Origin of the sequence: Streptosporangium sp. NPDC020072 (assembly GCF_040631445.1) — a bacterium.
In the GTDB taxonomy this organism is placed as follows: domain Bacteria; phylum Actinomycetota; class Actinomycetes; order Streptosporangiales; family Streptosporangiaceae; genus Streptosporangium.
The window spans coordinates 1-15,611 of the sequence record NZ_JBEYAB010000015.1; the positions used below are offsets into that span (position 1 = coordinate 1).

At 62.6% G+C, this 15,611-nt stretch carries 20 protein-coding genes and 6 tRNA genes; 21 read left to right on the forward strand and 5 right to left on the reverse strand.

What is annotated here, in order from left to right; translation table 11 throughout:
• Window positions 1–113: 113 nt before the first annotated feature.
• The 3 genes from ABZ470_RS31595 to ABZ470_RS31605 form a co-directional block, all read right to left on the reverse strand.
• Window positions 114–872: a hypothetical protein gene (locus tag ABZ470_RS31595; protein WP_362915991.1), complete on the reverse strand. Its 759-nt coding sequence runs from the start codon at window positions 870–872 to the stop codon at window positions 114–116.
• 240 nt (window positions 873–1,112) lie between these two features.
• The gene (locus tag ABZ470_RS31600; RefSeq protein ID WP_352010060.1) at window positions 1,113–2,090 is read right to left on the reverse strand and encodes a malate dehydrogenase; all 978 of its coding nucleotides are present in this window, start codon (window positions 2,088–2,090) and stop codon (window positions 1,113–1,115) included.
• A gap of 41 nt (window positions 2,091–2,131) precedes the next feature.
• Entirely contained in the window at window positions 2,132–3,511 is a 1,380-nt protein-coding gene (locus ABZ470_RS31605; RefSeq protein ID WP_362915993.1) for an MDR family MFS transporter, read from the reverse strand.
• Window positions 3,512–3,645: 134 nt separating this feature from the next.
• Between ABZ470_RS31605 and ABZ470_RS31610 the strand changes: the two genes are divergently transcribed.
• Window positions 3,646–5,373, forward strand: a complete 1,728-nt coding sequence (locus ABZ470_RS31610; RefSeq protein ID WP_362915995.1) for a recombinase family protein — start codon at window positions 3,646–3,648, stop codon at window positions 5,371–5,373.
• Between the two features lie 43 nt (window positions 5,374–5,416).
• Here the strand turns inward: ABZ470_RS31610 and ABZ470_RS31615 are convergent, their stop codons facing one another.
• Complete coding sequence (locus ABZ470_RS31615; RefSeq protein WP_362915997.1) at window positions 5,417–5,743, reverse strand: hypothetical protein; 327 nt, start codon at window positions 5,741–5,743, stop codon at window positions 5,417–5,419.
• Window positions 5,734–6,369 carry a hypothetical protein gene (locus tag ABZ470_RS31620; protein WP_362915999.1) on the reverse strand — a complete coding sequence of 212 codons (636 nt, stop codon included), beginning with the start codon at window positions 6,367–6,369 and terminating at the stop codon, window positions 5,734–5,736. Before ABZ470_RS31620 ends, ABZ470_RS31615 begins: the two co-directional genes overlap by 10 nt.
• A 462-nt stretch (window positions 6,370–6,831) precedes the next feature.
• Between ABZ470_RS31620 and ABZ470_RS31625 the strand changes: the two genes are divergently transcribed.
• From ABZ470_RS31625 to ABZ470_RS31720, 20 genes are all read left to right on the forward strand, one after another.
• Window positions 6,832–7,020: an HNH endonuclease signature motif containing protein gene (locus tag ABZ470_RS31625; protein WP_362916001.1), complete on the forward strand. Its 189-nt coding sequence runs from the start codon at window positions 6,832–6,834 to the stop codon at window positions 7,018–7,020.
• Window positions 6,995–7,432, forward strand: coding sequence for a hypothetical protein (locus ABZ470_RS31630; protein WP_362916003.1), 438 nt, complete (start codon window positions 6,995–6,997; stop codon window positions 7,430–7,432). Before ABZ470_RS31625 ends, ABZ470_RS31630 begins: the two co-directional genes overlap by 26 nt.
• Window positions 7,429–7,644 (forward strand): hypothetical protein, encoded by a 216-nt coding sequence (locus ABZ470_RS31635; protein ID WP_362916005.1) that lies wholly within the window; start codon window positions 7,429–7,431, stop codon window positions 7,642–7,644. The genes ABZ470_RS31630 and ABZ470_RS31635 overlap by 4 nt, the downstream gene beginning before the upstream one ends.
• 63 nt (window positions 7,645–7,707) lie before the next feature.
• Window positions 7,708–7,779: transfer RNA gene (locus tag ABZ470_RS31640), tRNA-Met, on the forward strand.
• Window positions 7,780–7,812: 33 nt separating this feature from the next.
• A tRNA-Lys gene (locus ABZ470_RS31645) sits at window positions 7,813–7,885 on the forward strand.
• Window positions 7,886–7,970: 85 nt separating this feature from the next.
• Window positions 7,971–8,043: transfer RNA gene (locus ABZ470_RS31650), tRNA-Leu, on the forward strand.
• Between the two features lie 7 nt (window positions 8,044–8,050).
• Window positions 8,051–8,122 (forward strand) — tRNA-His (locus ABZ470_RS31655).
• A gap of 42 nt (window positions 8,123–8,164) precedes the next feature.
• Window positions 8,165–8,238 (forward strand) — tRNA-Leu (locus ABZ470_RS31660).
• 53 nt (window positions 8,239–8,291) lie between these two features.
• Window positions 8,292–8,362, forward strand: a tRNA-Gln gene (locus tag ABZ470_RS31665).
• A gap of 24 nt (window positions 8,363–8,386) precedes the next feature.
• Window positions 8,387–9,973 carry a terminase TerL endonuclease subunit gene (locus ABZ470_RS31670; protein ID WP_362916007.1) on the forward strand — a complete coding sequence of 529 codons (1,587 nt, stop codon included), beginning with the start codon at window positions 8,387–8,389 and terminating at the stop codon, window positions 9,971–9,973.
• A 63-nt stretch (window positions 9,974–10,036) separates the two neighbouring features.
• Window positions 10,037–11,419 carry a phage portal protein gene (locus ABZ470_RS31675; protein WP_362916347.1) on the forward strand — a complete coding sequence of 461 codons (1,383 nt, stop codon included), beginning with the start codon at window positions 10,037–10,039 and terminating at the stop codon, window positions 11,417–11,419.
• Window positions 11,420–11,466: 47 nt separating this feature from the next.
• On the forward strand, window positions 11,467–11,976 hold the full coding sequence (locus ABZ470_RS31680) for a hypothetical protein (protein ID WP_362916009.1): 510 nt from the start codon (window positions 11,467–11,469) through the stop codon (window positions 11,974–11,976).
• Window positions 11,977–11,992: 16 nt separating this feature from the next.
• The gene (locus ABZ470_RS31685) at window positions 11,993–12,859 is read left to right on the forward strand and encodes a N4-gp56 family major capsid protein (protein ID WP_362916011.1); all 867 of its coding nucleotides are present in this window, start codon (window positions 11,993–11,995) and stop codon (window positions 12,857–12,859) included.
• 32 nt (window positions 12,860–12,891) lie between these two features.
• The gene (locus ABZ470_RS31690) at window positions 12,892–13,239 is read left to right on the forward strand and encodes a hypothetical protein (protein ID WP_362916013.1); all 348 of its coding nucleotides are present in this window, start codon (window positions 12,892–12,894) and stop codon (window positions 13,237–13,239) included.
• A complete protein-coding gene (locus tag ABZ470_RS31695) occupies window positions 13,229–13,549 on the forward strand; it encodes a head-tail adaptor protein (protein ID WP_362916015.1) in 321 nt (106 codons plus the stop codon). Before ABZ470_RS31690 ends, ABZ470_RS31695 begins: the two co-directional genes overlap by 11 nt.
• A complete protein-coding gene (locus ABZ470_RS31700; RefSeq protein WP_362916017.1) occupies window positions 13,542–13,877 on the forward strand; it encodes a hypothetical protein in 336 nt (111 codons plus the stop codon). Before ABZ470_RS31695 ends, ABZ470_RS31700 begins: the two co-directional genes overlap by 8 nt.
• Before the next feature lie 27 nt (window positions 13,878–13,904).
• Window positions 13,905–14,267 carry a hypothetical protein gene (locus ABZ470_RS31705; protein WP_362916019.1) on the forward strand — a complete coding sequence of 121 codons (363 nt, stop codon included), beginning with the start codon at window positions 13,905–13,907 and terminating at the stop codon, window positions 14,265–14,267.
• Between the two features lie 161 nt (window positions 14,268–14,428).
• Entirely contained in the window at window positions 14,429–14,860 is a 432-nt protein-coding gene (locus tag ABZ470_RS31710; RefSeq protein WP_362916021.1) for a hypothetical protein, read from the forward strand.
• Between the two features lie 182 nt (window positions 14,861–15,042).
• Complete coding sequence (locus ABZ470_RS31715; protein WP_362916023.1) at window positions 15,043–15,189, forward strand: hypothetical protein; 147 nt, start codon at window positions 15,043–15,045, stop codon at window positions 15,187–15,189.
• A gap of 80 nt (window positions 15,190–15,269) precedes the next feature.
• On the forward strand, window positions 15,270–15,605 hold the full coding sequence (locus ABZ470_RS31720; RefSeq protein ID WP_362916025.1) for a hypothetical protein: 336 nt from the start codon (window positions 15,270–15,272) through the stop codon (window positions 15,603–15,605).
• Window positions 15,606–15,611: the final 6 nt, after the last annotated feature.

Genomic DNA, 15,611 nt, shown 5'->3' on the forward strand with positions numbered 1-15,611 from the left:
CCGGCTTGGGCGCGTCGGTGCTTGGACTGAGGAGTGAGGGAGCGAAGCGGACGAACGACGAGGGAAAGCACCGACGCGCCCAAGCCCCGCGACGCCGAAGGCGGAGCAAAGGATCACAACCTAATGCGCGCCATGTTGTTCGCCGGGCGGCGGTCTCCCACGTGGGAGGAGTAGACCGTCGCCCTGGCCTTGGGGGCCGTTCTTCTGGCGCGGAAGGCGAGTCTGAGGTTGATCCGGCTGCCCGAGCCGACCGCGCCCAGCGCGCAGCCGACGTAGCCCGCGTACGCGTGGCAGCGCGCCCCCTCGGCCGACAGGAAGCGCGCCTTGACGGTGCGCAGGAAGACGGAGGCGTCCCTGACGGTTCTGGGACCCCGGTTGTGGACCACGGCGTCCATCGTCACCAGGCGGCCCTGCCGGGTCTTGCGCGCCAGCCGTACGGCCAGGTCGGCGCCCTCGTCGACCTGGGTGGTGAGCCGGGCCGAGTTGTTCGTCTCGTCGGCGTCGACCACCTCGGAGGTGAGGGCGGCGGTGGCGGTCAGCGGGCCGTGCGCGCCGGTCCTGACGATGCCGCTGATGGTCACCCCGCCGTCGGTCCCGGCCAGGACGTCCTGCTGGGAGGGGCAGATCACCTCGTTGGTCGTCCTGCCCGGCACGCATTCGGCGACGTTGACGCTGAGGACGTCCACGCCGTGCGGTAGCCGTACGACGAGGAGGGGAAGCACCGCGTCCTCCGGGCCCGCGTTGTGCACCTCCACCCGGTAGGACAGTGGTTGCCCTGGTTGCGCCACTCCCGGTAGGGCGTGGATCCGTACCGAAAGGTCCGCTCCACCGGGTCTTTCTCCCCTGTTCTCCGCCTGAGCCGCCCCCGGCATTACGAAAGCCGTGAAAAGGGCAAAACCTACAACTGCGGCGACAAAACGCCCCGCACCATACGCTGTGAACACCGATCCCCCGAACGTCAGTGGTCATTCAACGCGAGACACCCTCCCGGGGCATGCTGACACGCCGCCCGCCGACGCTCTGGAGACCTGAACCGGTTCACCCGGGGAGACGCGAGAGGGGGCCCCGGCAGACCGGGACCCCCTCTCGCGTGCGGAACGCGACCGCTCGGATCAGATGAGACCGAGCTCGCGTACGGCGGCGCGCTCCTCCTCAAGCTCACGCACCGAGGCGTCGATGCGCTCGCGGGAGAAGGCGTCGATCTCCAGACCCTGGACGATCTCCCACCTGCCGTCACGGGAGATGACGGGGAAGGAGGAGATGAGGCCCTCGGGCACGCCGTAGGAGCCGTCGGAGGGGATGGCGGCGGAGGTCCACTCGGAGCCGTTGACCCAGTCGTAGACGTGGTCGATCGCGGCGTTGGCGGCGGAGGCCGCCGAGGAGGCGCCCCGGGCCTCGATGATCGCGGCGCCGCGCTTGGCGACGGTCGGGATGAAGGTGTCGCGCAGCCAGGCCTCGTCCACCTGCTCGGCGGCGATCTTGCCACCGACCTCGGCGTGATAGAGGTCGGGGTACTGCGTGGCGGAGTGGTTGCCCCAGATGGTCATCTTCTTGATCTCGGTGACCGGGACCTGGAGCTTGGCGGCGAGCTGGGACAGCGCGCGGTTGTGGTCGAGGCGGGTCATCGCGGTGAAGCGCTCGGCCGGGACGTCGGGGGCGTGCTGCTGGGCGATGAGGGCGTTGGTGTTGGCCGGGTTGCCCACGACCAGGACACGGATGTCGTCGGCCGCGTTGTCGTTGATGGCCTTGCCCTGCGGGCCGAAGATGCCGCCGTTGGCCTGCAGCAGGTCGCCGCGCTCCATGCCCGCCGTACGGGGGCGGGCGCCGACCAGCAGGGCGACGCTGGCGCCGTCGAAGGCCTTGTTGGCGTCGTCGGTGACCTCGATGCCGCTCAGCAGCGGGAAGGCGCAGTCGTCGAGCTCCATCGCGGTGCCCTCGGCGGCCTTGACCGCCTGCGGGATCTCCAGCAGGCTCAGCTTGACCGGGACGTCGGCGCCCAGCAACTGGCCCGACGCGATGCGGAACAGCAGCGCGTAGCCGATCTGACCGGCGGCGCCGGTGACGGTGACCTTTACGGGAGTCTGGGCCATGACCTTCCCCCACTCGTAGGATGAATTGCGACGTTCGGATGTTACCCGTCGACGGTCGCCGACCTCGCGGCGAGTACCTTGATCCGGCCGGAGGGCAGCGCGATCAGGGCGATCAGCGCCACGGCGGCCCCGCTGACGGCGAGCCAGGGGACGACGTTCGCGGTCGCCGCCGCGTGCGCCGCGCTCAGTCCGCGCAGGGGCGCCTCCTGCCTGACGACGGAGGCGTAGAGCGTTCCGGCCAGGGCCAGGGCGACCGAGCCGCCGATCTGCCGGAAGAAGGTCAGGTTGGCGCTCGCGGTGCCGATGAACCTGGGCGGCACCGCGAACTGCACCGCGACGGTCAGGCCGGACAGCATCGGCCCCATGCCGAGACCGAGCAGCGCCATCCATCCGGCGAGCAGGACACCCGAGGTCCCGGCGGTGATCCCGGAGCACAGCAGGGCCCCGGCCGCGATGAGGAACGCCCCGCAGATCAGCCACGGCCGGTAACGCGTGCTCCTGGTGATGAGCAGGCCGGTGCCCGCGCTGCCCACGACCATCCCGAGCATGAGCGGGTAGATGCGCAGGCCTGACTCGGTCGCGCTCAGGCCGACGGACTCCTGGAAGTAGCGCGGCAGGAAGACCACCCCGGCGTACAGGCAGAACGCGGTGAAGAAGGAGGCGACGTTGGCCAGGGCGTAGGTGCGGACGCGGAACAGTTCGAGCGGGATGATCGGCGCCTGGGCCCGGCTCTCGACGAGGACGAACAGCGCCAGCAGCGCGACGGAGCCCAGGACGGGCCACAGCACGGGAGCGCTGGTCCAGGTGTGCCCGTCGATCCCCTTCTCGGTCAGGCCGATGAGCAGCACGCTGATCGCCACGCTGAAGACGGCGATGCCGAGGTAGTCGGGACGGGTGCCCCGTCCCTGCCCGGCGGTGTGCGGCAGCCTGGCGACGATGATCGCGATGAGGGCGACGCCGATGGGCAGGTTGACCAGGAAGGCCCAGCGCCAGCTCGCCTGGTCGGTGAACAGTCCGCCGAGGAAGGGCCCGGCGATGTAGCTCAACGCCATCACCCCGCCCAGGGCGCCCTGCACCCGGCCGCTCCTGCCGGGCGGGAACAGGTCGGCGACCAGTGCGAGGGACAGCGGCAGCAGCGCCCCTGCCCCCAGTCCCTGCAGGGCGCGGAAGGCGATGAGCTGGCCCATGTCCTGCGCCGCGCCGCACAGCGCGGAACCGACCAGGAAGAGCGTGACCCCGGTCAGCAGCAGGGGCTTGCGGCCGTAGGTGTCCGACAGCCTGCCGTACAGGGGGACGGTGATCGTCGAGGTCAGCAGGTAGGCGGTCACGACCCAGGTGTACAGGCCTGCGCCGCCGAGTTCCTGGACGATCCGGGGTAGCGCCGTTCCCACGATCGTCTGGTCGAGCTTGAGCTGATGCAAACCATGCCCTAGCCTTGTGGCACTTCGTAAGGAACGCCCCCGCAGGCCACCGCCCACCCATGGCACTTCGTAAGAAGCGTGTCCGTAGGTGGCACTTCGTAACCCGATGCAAGCAGGACAAGGAAGGCTCATCAATGGCACGCGTCCTCCCGGTAAAGCGCATTTCCCGCGACACCGAGACCAGCAGCGCACTAGAGAGGCAGGGGGCCGCCCTGCTGGCAGAAATCCAGTCCGGCGGGCACGTCATCGCCGGATGGGTGGAGGACGCCACCGTATCCGGCGCGGTCAACCTGGTAGACCGCAAGAGCCTAGGCAAGTGGATGAAGGCACCCCTCCTGCGTGAATGGGAAGTGCTCATGGTCACCGAACAGGACCGCATCACGCGCGACGACATGCATTGGTGGGAATTCGTCACCTGGCTCATGAAGAACAATAAAAGCGTAATTGTTCTTGACGACCCAAGTCTTGATCTAACCACTATCGAAGGGCGTATGATCGCCGGAATCAAAGCCAGCCAAGCCGCAAAATACCGGGAGTCAGTAAAGAAGAAGAGAAGCGGCCAGGTCGACTACTTCCGCGAAGTAGACCTATGGCCCGGCGGAATTTGGCCCTACGGGTACAGGTCCCAGCGGATCGAATTCAACGGACGCAAACGCTGGCGCCTTGTCCTCGACCCCGTAACCGCCCCCCTTGTGCGAGAGGCTTACGATCGGCTCGTCAACAAGAAGCACTCCCTTGGGGCCATCTGCAAGGACTGGAATGCTCGCGGAATCATGACCCCGATGGATCACCAGCGCCACACCAACGCACTATTGGAGCGAGAATACGCAAAAACGGAAGTCAAGGGAAGTCGGTGGCAGAGCTCCCCCTTGTCCACCATGCTCCGTAAGCCGTCCCTCATGGGCTACGCCGTGCACAAAGGCAAGGTGCGCATGCGCGATGGTGAGCCTGTTCAGTGGGCGGAAGGCGTCCTCACCCCCTCCGAGTTCCAAGCGCTCCAACGGGTTCTCAATGCTCGCGGCGAAAACTCCAGCAAGGAAACCCAAGGCCGTACCGACCTCGTGGGCGTCGTCTTCTGTAAGTGCACCCGCCGCCTGTCTTCCGGGGGAACGCGAAAGCAGACGAAGGCCGGACTCACCCATTACGACTACTACCTTTGCTCCTCCAGAAGCCGCCAAGAAGAGTGCGAACACGTCGTGAGCTGGCCAAAGGCCTTCTTGAAATCCTACATCGAGTCCTCCTACCTGCACGCGGTGGGAGACATGGAGATCACTGTGAAGACCTTCATTCCTGGCGTTGACTACCAGTCTGAAATCAACATCGAAAGAGAGGCCATCGAAAACCTGAACGGCAACCTTGCCTACATGAAGCCGGGCAGCATGGCGGCGCTGAACATTATCGAGAAGATCAACCAGCACAGCGAGCGACTATCGGAGCTAGAGGCGGCCCCCTCCAGGCCCGACCGGTGGGAGGAGAACGGCACAGGGGAGACCTTCCGTGAACAATGGCTTCGTGCGCGAGATTGGGCGGAACGCGGGCAGATACTCCGGGATACAGGCATCCGTCTGTACTGCGGGGGGACCATGAAGGCCCCCGACTTTCACATGATCTACCCCGATGACCTGGCCGACAGGATCAACGACGCCCTAGCGGGGACTGTTGATCCGGCCTTTGTGGAGTCCTTCCGCGACTGGAGCATGAAAACCGTGGTGCTGCGAACACAGGCAGAAGCGCAAGCACGCGGCCCCCGGCAGGGCAACGCCGCGACGGCCGAGCAACAGCGTGTGCGCCAGGAGCTCCTAGAGCAGGCCGCCGCCGCGCGGTGCGAGCGCAGCCAGAGCGCTACGCAAGCCGGGCGCTAGCAGGGCTACAAGAGAGCCCCCAGGAATGTCCTGGGGGCTCTTGTCATGCCGCGACCGGCTGGGCCGTCTGGCCCGCTCTGAGTGCGTCCAGCCAGGCGTCTAGGTCACTTCGTCGGGCCTTGTAGTACTTGCCGACCTTGAAGATCGGCAACCCGTACGTTGGGCCGTCACGGGTGACCCACCGATCTTCCATGCCGATGTACCGGGCGACCGCCGGGACGTCCATGAGTGCGCCCCCTGCGAGGCGCCGGTTATCTTCCCGCAGCGCCTCGCACTCTGCGGCCAGTCTGGCGATCTCAGCCCATAGCGTCTGCACGATGATCGCCGGGCAGACCTCCCTAAGGTCGTCTGCCGTAAAGGTCAGTCCCAAAGAACTCCTCCACCGAATGCTTTTACATGCCTGACAGGGTCAATGGGTTGGATCACAACCCTCGTGTACCTACCGAGCTTAATTAATACAGGCTCGGCAGGATCGGGCACGATGATGTGTGCCCCTATATCGGGGGCCTCCTTGCGCATCCGATTGAGTCGCGCAAGGTAGGTGGCCGAGAGCATGACTCCCATTGGGTAGGAGACCTGCTCTGTGCGCCACTCCGTGAAGTAGCCCATGAGCCCCCCTAGGGGGTCCGCTTCGCCCTCCCTGTAGATGTCTTTGAAGGTAAAATCATCCGTCCCGGTTTGGACGTGAAGCCCCTCTTCGGGAACGAAGTTCAGCGAGACTTGCGCCTCCTTGGATTCCTTTGTCGCCCCTGGCTTCACGGCTTTCGTGAGGGCCTCCAGATCAGGCCTGGTGATCTCTAGCCAGGTGTGCCTAGCCTCCGTCGTCTCCGCCGGAGCACTGGTGAGGCACATGGCGACCGAGTCCGTAGCAAGAACCGTGACCCTCTGCGACCAACAGTCAAGCCGGACCCTGCTCAGCGTGCCCGTCTTGGCCGCCCACTCCGACGCATTCGCTACCGCCCTGAACAGGCTTTCCATGGTGCTCGTTGCCTTCATGGCGCAGAGGCTACGCCATGTTGGCACTTCGTAACAACATGACACGTAGGGTGACGAACCGGTCTCGGGGAGGAGATGTTGATCTTGGGACAGAAAACGGGACACAGGCTAACCCATGAGCCTCTTCCACTACAGCGAGCGAAGCGAGCGCAGCCCGCCGGGCTGCCAGACACAAAAGCTGTTACAAGCAGTTCTTCACGGGGCCTCCGGCCCCCATTGAACATAGAACGATGCTCAGCTTACGGGGAGCTTCGCTCCCCTATACATAGTACTTAAATACTTAAATCATCCGTCGCCTTGGAGGCTCCGACGCCAAGAGCTAAAGCGATCTGCGCCCGTCGGGGCTGCCTGAAAGTAAAAACCAGCCCATCAGGCTACTGTGAGGCCCATAAGCCCCTCCCCTGGGAGGGGAGTCCACGGAACCGGAATCGCCCAACGGACTGGAACACCAGGCGCCTCAAAGTGCGCCTGAGAGACAAATACACATGCCGCATTTGCGGCGCGAAGCAATCAAACATCGTCGATCACATTGTCTCCGTCGCAGGCGGAGGGTCATGGGAGTTGGGGAACCTACAGGTCTTATGCCAGCCATGCAGTGATCTCAAGACTCGACAGGAGACTTACCGTGGCAGGCAGAGGAGCACCGCCTAGGGCAACGCACCAGAGGGCAAGGGACACGGCTAGGCGCATAGACGCCAAGGCAACCATCGTCCCCGACAAGCCGTATGACGGCCCGGTGCCTGATCTCCCCGCCGGGGATTGGCTACCGGCAACGCTGACTTGGTGGGACACCTGGATCAGGAGCCCGCAGGCCCACATGTTCACTGTGACCGACTGGGCGTTCCTGGTCGAGACGGCCTACATTGCCGACGCCTTCTATGGGGGCAATCTGACGGTTGCAGGCGAGCTACGGCTACGCGTCGGCAAGCTGGGCGCAACCCCGGAGGACAGGCAGCGCCTACGCCTCCAGTTCGCCCCCGACGACGAAGACGACAGGCCGATTGCTTCCGTGACTTCTCTACGAGGCCGGAAGGGGTTTCGAGACTTGAGCGAGGCGGCATGAGCGAGCTGGCCGAGGTCGTGACGATCCAGAACCTTGACGGCGACTGGGAGGTGTGGATCAACGACAGGCGCCTTGACGCGACGATCGCCGAAGCGGCCGTTGACGACGAGTGGGTTGACCTACCGGCCGTCGTGGTGACGATCCCCGCGAGGCGGGTCGAGTACGTCAGGACGGCGCGAGAACACGTCCCTTACGGGCGGTTTGACGTCTGAACCCATCCGTTCAACCAGCCGGCCACTTGAACACCTGAACACCTTCGGGGACTCCCCCGGCAACGCGGGATGGTGAAATGGTCATCACGCCGGGCTCATAACCCGGAATCACGGGTTCGACTCCCGTTCCCGCCACGAAGACCACCCCACCCCTTGCGGTGGGGTTTTGCATCCGTAGCTCAATGGGCAGAGCAACCGGCTTTTAACCGGTGGGTTTCAGGTTCGAGTCCTGGGGGGTGCACGCCGACACTGGTAAATCCGGGCGCTGATCCCGGTCCCTTGCTGTACCGGGTGGCCACCGGACGGCCGTGCAAGGGCAGTGTCTTGCCGATCTAGCCCAACGGTAGAGGCGGCGGCCTTAGAAGCCGCGCGTTCAGGGTTCGAATCCCTGGATCGGTACGCGATACCTCTTGAAGCCAAATGGTGAGGCGCCTGTCTGTGACTCAGGTACTACCGGGTTCGATCCCCGGCAGGGGGACGAACAGCCGCGCTTGAAGGTTCGCCCTTCCCCCGGCTTCCAGGCCCTCTAGCCCAATTGGCAGAGGCAGACCCCTCAAAAGGGTTCCAGTGAGGGTTCGAGCCCCTCGGGGGCTACTTTCTGGCGGCCGGATAGACCGGCCACAAGGCCCCGCCGGAGGCGAAAACTTTCCCCGTTCGTCTAACGGCAGGACCCCGGGCTTTGAATCCGGTGATCGTGGTTCGAGTCCACGGCGGGGAGCAACTACAACTTCAAGGGGGCTGATTGCCGTACCTGGAGGACGGCACATGGAAGCCGCCTGGAATCTCCCTCGGGTGGGATCTCTGTCTCTGGATAGAAGAATGGTGCGTTCACGGACCTGGAGACGTCCAGGGCGACCCCGTCCACCTTCTGACGCCGAACGAGGCCGGTTGGCGAGATGTCGAGTTTGCCCGTTTCATTGTGGACGCATACGAGATCGACCGTCACGGGAAGCGCCGAGTCGACCAAGCCTTTTTGAGCCGCCCGAAGGGCAGAGCCAAAAGCGAACTCGCCGGTTTCATCGCGTGCGCCGAGGCTCTCGGCCCTGCCCGTTTCTCCCATTGGGATGAATTCAGCGAACCGGTTGGGGGACCTGTTCGGGTTCCCTATATCCGGATCATGGCTACCGAGGAGAACCAGGCCGGCAACGTTTACGACGTCGTCAAATACAACTTTGAACACGGCCCTTTGGCCGCGATCCCGGGGATTGACGCGGGATTGACTCGCATCATCCTTCCGGACGGTGGGGAAATCACCCCATCCACGGCAACGGCCGCCTCGAAAGATGGGGGCAAGGAAACGTTCGTCGTCTACGACGAGTCCCACCTGTGGGTTACCGCCGAACTGAAGAACACTTACAAAACGGTTCGAAGGAATCTGGTTAAACGCAAAGCTGCTGAACCGTGGTCTCTGGAAACATCGACGATGTATGCGCCTGGGCAAGACTCGGTTGCCGAGAAGACGCACGAGCATTTCAAGCAAGCCGCGGAAGGTTTAATTGACGGTTCAGGCCTTCTGATGGATCACCGCGAAGGCCCCTGGGTGAACCTCCGGGACGACAAGGCCCTGAAGGAAGCCCTCATTCATGTGTACGGCTCGTTTGCCTCCGTCATGGACATCAACCGGATCATCAAGGAGATTCGGAACCCGGCCACGGAAGAAGCGGACGCCCGCCGGTACTTCCTTAACCAAGTGGTTTCAGGCTCGGACCAGTGGATGGATAAAGCCGCTTGGGACGCCTGCAAAGACGTTAACGATCCGATCCGGCCGAAGGATCAGATCGCAATCGGTTTCGACGGCTCCATCCGAGACGACGCGACTTCCTTGGTGGGCTGCCGCTTGCGCGACGGGAAACTCTTCCTTCTCGGCATCTGGGAGAAGCCTGAAACTGATGACGACTGGGAAGTTGACGTTCTCGAAGTAGATGCCACACTAGCCGAGGCGTTCAAAACGTACAGGGTCGAGTGGGTTTACGCCGACCCCGCTTTTTGGCAAGACATTGTCGGCCGTTGGGCTGCCGAGCATGGCGACAAAAAGGTGTTTGAGTTCTGGACGAACAAGGACACCCGCATGAGCCAGGCCATCGAACGTTTCCACACCGCCACAGTTACCGGCCAGCTGAAGCACGATGGCAATGGGACGATTGCCCGCCACGTATTGAACGCTCGAAAGCGGCTCGTGCGAGCGGGCACCTTGATTCGCAAGGAAGCTCCGCGTTCCAGGAAAAAGATTGACGCAGCGGTCGCCGCGATTCTGGCCTATGAGGCTCGCGGTGACGCCATCGCTGATGGCCGCCTACGGAAGAGAGGGGCCAAAGTCTACGGATTCTAGCTCAAAGGAAAACCCCTCATACCACTAAGCACAGGTGCGCCCCCTAAGACCCCAAACGAGTGGATTTCGTTCCTAGACTCGAAACTTTCTGGGCAGAAGTCGAAGGCGCAGAAGTACGCCAATTACTACGACAGCAAGAACACGAATCTTGAGTTCGCCCAAGTGCGCTTTCGCGAGGCGTTCGGCGACATGTTCAGCGGATGGCAAGTCAACTTCTGCCCGTTGATCATCGACTCCATCAGTGAGCGCCTCCGTATCGAGGGCTTCCGCATGACGGAGGAGCCGGAGGCCGATAAAGAGGCGTGGCAGATCTGGCAGCGCAACAACATGGACAGCGACTCCAACGCAAGCCATATCGACGCACTGGCCCTCGGGTCCGCGTACGCGACCGTATGGGCCGACGATGACGGCGAACCCACGATTACGCCTGAGTCCGCTACTGAGGTGTACGTCCATTACAAGGCCGGTTCTCGCCGCGTCGTCGACGCAGCCCTTAAGAGGTACCAAGACGACTGGGGGGTGCAGTACGCGACCCTGTGGACTCCTGAGGCCGTGTGGACATCGACGGCCACGCCTAGCACGGGGAACCCCCGACTTACGTGGACGGACGCGATACACCACGACAACCCCTTGGGGGTCGTGCCTGTAGTGCCCCTCTACAACCGCACCCGCCTCCGGCCGGACCCCTTCAGCGAGCTGGAACCCATCGTTCCCCTAGCCGACGCCATCTCCAAGATTGCTGCTGATGCGCTCGTCGCGTCCGAGTATGCGGCGTTCCCCCAGCGCTACATCGCCGGTATGGAGATTGAGGAAGACGAGGACGGCAATCCGAAGTCCCCGTTCAAGATTGCGATCGACCGGCTTCTTCTCAGTGAAGACCCGAACACCACGTTTGGGCAATTCGCCGCCGCGGACCTCGGGAACTACGTCAGATTGATTGACGCCTACGTGGCTTCGTTGGCTGCGATCAGCCGAATCCCTTTCCATTACTTCCTGATCGGCAGGGGCGGCCAGCCACCTTCAGGTGAAGCGATCACTTCAGCAGAGGCCGGCCTCGTTTCCAAAAGCCGTGAACGGATGCTGTACTTCGGCGAAGCCTGGGAGCAAGTGCTGAGGCTTGCTTTCAAGGTAAAGGGCGATAAGCGGGCCGAGGCTTTCGATTCGGAAATCATTTGGGCTGACCCGCAGTACCGGAACCAGTCCGCTTTGATCGATTCCGCCGTGAAGCTCGCTCAGGGGCTTGACGTTCCCCGCCAACAGCTTTGGCAAGACGTCGGATACACGCCTCAGCAAATCGAGCGCTTCCCCGAGCTTCGCGAGGAAGACTACAAACTCGCGGAACGCAAGGCGGAAATCGCTTTGAAGACGATGCCGCCCTCTGCCCCGCAGGGGCAGCCGAACAACCCTGCGAACAAAAATCCGAAGAACACCACCACCGCCAAGTGATGCCGCCATGGCTCTCACTGGCTCCGACATGGATTAGGTGACACGAATTGAGCGATGACCAGAACACTTCTCCGACTTCCGAGAACGAGGACGTGACCGATCCCGGCATGGGCGACGAAAAGAACTGGAAGACCGTCTCTAAGGAAAGGGACGACCTTCAGCAGGCTTCCATGTCGGAAGCCGAAAAGGCCATCACGGCCGCCCGCGAAGAGGGCAGGGCCGAAGGGCTGACCGAGGCGCTACACGACCGCGTAGAGGCCGCCTTGATTCGTAAGGCCGCCAAGGAAGGCCGAGAGATTCCGGACGCCGTCATGGAGTCCTTGAACCTCGGCAAATTCGCCTCTGACGGCAAGCCTGATTCGGCCGCCATTGAAGCATTCATTTCGTCTCTTCCGGCTAGGCAAAGCTTCGCCCCCGCGAATGACCTCGGCATCGGCCAGCGCGCCGCCGGGACTGGCCAGTTGAGCCGCGACGACCTAAAGAGCATGAGCCCCGCAGAGATTTGGAAAGCCCGCGAAGAAGGGCGACTAGACAACCTTCTGGGCGGCACCACGTAAGGAGACACGCCCTTAGATGGCGACTATTTTTAATACTGCCGCGCGTGCAGCGCGGTTCGTGCCCGAGGTTTGGATCTCGGGCATTTTCATGGCCCTAGAAGCTGAGCTTGTTCTCGGCTCTCCTCTGATCGTTAACCGCGATTATGAAGGTGAAATTCAGGCCATGGGCGATACGGTTCGGATTCCGACCGTGACTGATCCCACCACGCAGGACTACGACCCGACCGTTGGTTTCGCCGGTGACCCTGCGGAGAACACCGGTGCGAGCTTGACCTTCGAAATTGAGAAGGCGAAGGCCTTCCGTTTCCGGGTTGAGGACATTACCAGGGTTCAAAGCCAGATCGGCGGCCAGTACATGGACCACGGCGTTCAGCGCGCCGGCCGCAAATTGGCGGAGGCCGCGGACTCCTATATCGCGCAGAAGCTTGTGGATGCGGTTCCTTCTGGTAACCGGCTGATTGATGTTGACCTGACTGGCACCGTCGACGCTTTGTATAAGCAGATCGTTCAGGTGAAGGTGCAGCTCGACAAGACGAACACGCCGAGGCGTGGCCGATTCATGGTCATCACTCCCGACCTTCACGGCCTGCTCCTTCAGGATTCACGGTTCGTCGACGCATCCCAGTACGCCAGCGACGCCCCGATCAAGAACGGTGTCGTCGGCCGAATCCTCGGTTTCGAGGTTGCCGTGTGCAATGCGATGCCGACCGATGTGCACCTTGTGGCGGGCCACCAGATTGCTACGACTTTCGCCGAACAGCTGGTTGAGGTCGAGTACTACCGGCCTGAGAAATTCTTCGCGGACGCCGTGAGGGGTCTTTACGTTTTCGGCGGACAGGTCATGCGACCGGAGCATCTAGCAATCGGCAAGATCATTCCGTGATCGGTTTTCTTGAAGCTCTTTAAGGAGGTGCCATGCTGGCAACAGTCGATGATGTTTCGGCCAGACTAGGGCGCTCCCTCGAAGGCGATGAGGAAACCCGCGTCACGGCTCTGATCGAGGACGTTACCGCTCTCATCCAGTCGCAGTATCCGCGCGACTTCACCACGGTTCCACCGGAAGTGAAAGCGGTTTGCGCCCATGAGGTGATCCGCTTCATGAACTCGAACCCAGGCATTTTGTCTGAGGACATTGGGGAGATCGGCACTCGTTACGCAGTGTTCCGCTTCGGCTTGTCGTCTGACGCGAAAGCTGTGCTCCGGAAGTACAAGACCCGCGCTGCTTCGGTTCACGCCGGGGGGTGGGTGCCAGATGCAGTTTAACGACGTCGTCGACGTTTTCCGCGCCGAGCTGGTGACGGACGCGTTCGGGTCACACCGGTCGTGGGACTCCCCCAGGCGCATCGCTTCCGTCCCCGCGATCGTTCTTCCGTCCTCCTCTACCGAGGCGAACGACCCCGACCGTGAGGCGTACGAGGTGACGGTGAACGTCTATGTGCGCCCGGCCGACGTGAAGCACACCGACCGGGTTCGCATCTCAGGAGCTTGGTACGAGGTTCAAGGACCTCCGATCACCTGGCGCGGCCGGACAGCTTCTTACATGAGGATCACGGCCAGGCGCATAGATGCCTAGCGGCCTCGATCACCTCGACATCGAGGCCATCAGAGGCATCGCGACCCATGGCCCTGTGACGGCGCAGCTGCTTGAACGCTCCGCGGCTCGCATCACTCAAACAGCGGTTCGGACAGCTCCGGCCACTCGACCGGAGTACCGGAACAAGTACCGGTCGAACATCAGCACCGAGCTACAGCATGACCGCGTCACCGGGTGGACCGCCTACGTCCTCGCTGAGCGTCACGCGATGGTCATTGAGTTCGGCTGGACCGAATGGCGCGACGAAATCAAACATCCCGGAAAGTACGTCCTCACGCGGGCGTTGAACGCGCACAAGGAGGACTAACTGAATATCAACCCCATCCCCTTCCTGGTGGCCCGCCTGCGTTCACTACCCGTTCTTGACGGCGTGCTGGTCGGCTCGGATTTGAAGGGGCACCGCCCAGGAGATCGGGCGGTCGAGGTCGTCTTAGAGCCTGGCGGCAGGCGTGTAGTCCAAAACCGCCTGGACCGCTTCACCTTCACCCTCAATCACTACGCGGCTTCCAAAGAAGCCGCTTCCAATCAGGCGTTCGCAGCCCGCGAGTACCTCCTAGAGGTTCTTCCCGGTCTGACGTTCCCGCCTGTCGCTGTTGACGAGGTCACAGAGCTTGATGCGCCGTTTGACCTGTCTGACGAGGATTCCCAAGAGCAGCGGTTCATCCACCGAATTTCTTTGTACGTTTACGAAACTTAGGAGGCTCCTTTTTGGGTGCTAACTCCGCAAGCTCCATCCGGCTAGCTCCTAACGGGGCTGTCTACGTCGCCCCGGTGGCGACGGCCCCTCCGATTGATGTTGCTACGGCCCTTGCAAACACGTGGAAGCCGCTCGGCTACGTGGACCCCGCAGGCGTCGAGATGACTCCGGCCGTCACCACGCAGCCCATTGAAGCTTGGCAAAGCGCGGTGCCGATCACGTACGTCGTTACGTCGGCAGCGTTCAGTCTGAAGTTCGTCCTTCAGCAGTTCGACCGCGAGACCGCTGAACTTTATTTCGGTGCTGCGTTCGCCCAGGCAATGGACGGTGCAGCGACGCCGGCGCCTGTTGAAGGCGTTTTCCGGCTCGACCTGGATTCCAGCCCGACCATGGTTGAAACCGCCATGATCGTTGAATGGTCCGACGCCTCAGTTAAGAACCGTTTGGTCATTCCGCGGGCGACCGTTTCGGCCCGGGACGGCTTGAAGCTGGTTCGGACCACGAACCAGCAGTTGGGCGTCACGCTTTCTGCGTTGGACGCAGGCGGAAAGCTGGGTTGGCTTCTGACCAACGCGGCCGTCGGCCCTGCCTGATTTATGATTTATGACGAAAGGTTTCCCGTATGACTAGCACCAAAAGCACCGTCCGAGGCGAAGCGTCTAGCGGCAACCCTGACGGCATCCCCCAGAAGGTAGACGTCCCTTATAAGGACCTCGTGTTCAGCGTCCCTTTGAGCCCCGTCGAGTGGGGTTTCGAAACAATGGAGGCCTTGGACATGGGCAAGCTCGCCACCTCCCTACAGGGCATGCTCGGCCCCGCCCAATACGGTCAGCTCCGCCGCACCAATCCGACCATCCGCGAAGCTGGAGACCTCTTGAACATGATTGCCGAGGCCGTTAGCGCTGGTGATTCGGGAAACTGATCCTTGCCGCCCGTGTCTTGGTCCGACACGAGGAGGCTTTAGAGGCTGACCTTTTGATGCACTTCCCCACGGTAGATCTCTTGGACTTCTACCGGGGGCGGGTGTCTCTCCGTCGCCTCCTGGTCGTCATCAACCGGCTACTACAAATGCACGGCCGATCCGCTCTCGCCGTTGCCCTTCTGGGCGACGTGGCATTGTGGAGCAACACAGACTACTTGATCGCTGACGCGATCGACCGTATCGAGGTCACTAACTGGCTCCTCGTGGAGATCAATAAATCCGAGGGGACCAACAATCCTTTCCCCGACCCGTATCCGCGCCCCGGGTACGTCGCGCCTTCGGAGAAGGAAGTCGCTCAATCTTTTGCATCCGCTCACGAAATTCACGGCGTGCTTGCGGGGCTGGCCGTGCCGTGAGGGGAG

Bases quoted from the DNA above. Each gene is read 5' to 3' on its own strand.
- ABZ470_RS31595 (WP_362915991.1), bottom strand. From the start codon at position 872: ATGCCGGGGGCGGCTCAGGCGGAGAACAGGGGAGAAAGACCCGGTGGA.
- ABZ470_RS31600 (WP_352010060.1), bottom strand. From the start codon at position 2,090: ATGGCCCAGACTCCCGTAAAGGTCACCGTCACCGGCGCCGCCGGTCAG.
- ABZ470_RS31610 (WP_362915995.1), top strand. From the start codon at position 3,646: ATGGCACGCGTCCTCCCGGTAAAGCGCATTTCCCGCGACACCGAGACC.
- ABZ470_RS31620 (WP_362915999.1), bottom strand. From the start codon at position 6,369: ATGAAGGCAACGAGCACCATGGAAAGCCTGTTCAGGGCGGTAGCGAAT.
- ABZ470_RS31635 (WP_362916005.1), top strand. From the start codon at position 7,429: ATGAGCGAGCTGGCCGAGGTCGTGACGATCCAGAACCTTGACGGCGAC.
- ABZ470_RS31685 (WP_362916011.1), top strand. From the start codon at position 11,993: ATGGCGACTATTTTTAATACTGCCGCGCGTGCAGCGCGGTTCGTGCCC.
- ABZ470_RS31690 (WP_362916013.1), top strand. From the start codon at position 12,892: ATGCTGGCAACAGTCGATGATGTTTCGGCCAGACTAGGGCGCTCCCTC.
- ABZ470_RS31695 (WP_362916015.1), top strand. From the start codon at position 13,229: ATGCAGTTTAACGACGTCGTCGACGTTTTCCGCGCCGAGCTGGTGACG.
- ABZ470_RS31700 (WP_362916017.1), top strand. From the start codon at position 13,542: ATGCCTAGCGGCCTCGATCACCTCGACATCGAGGCCATCAGAGGCATC.
- ABZ470_RS31710 (WP_362916021.1), top strand. From the start codon at position 14,429: ATGACTCCGGCCGTCACCACGCAGCCCATTGAAGCTTGGCAAAGCGCG.
- ABZ470_RS31715 (WP_362916023.1), top strand. From the start codon at position 15,043: ATGGGCAAGCTCGCCACCTCCCTACAGGGCATGCTCGGCCCCGCCCAA.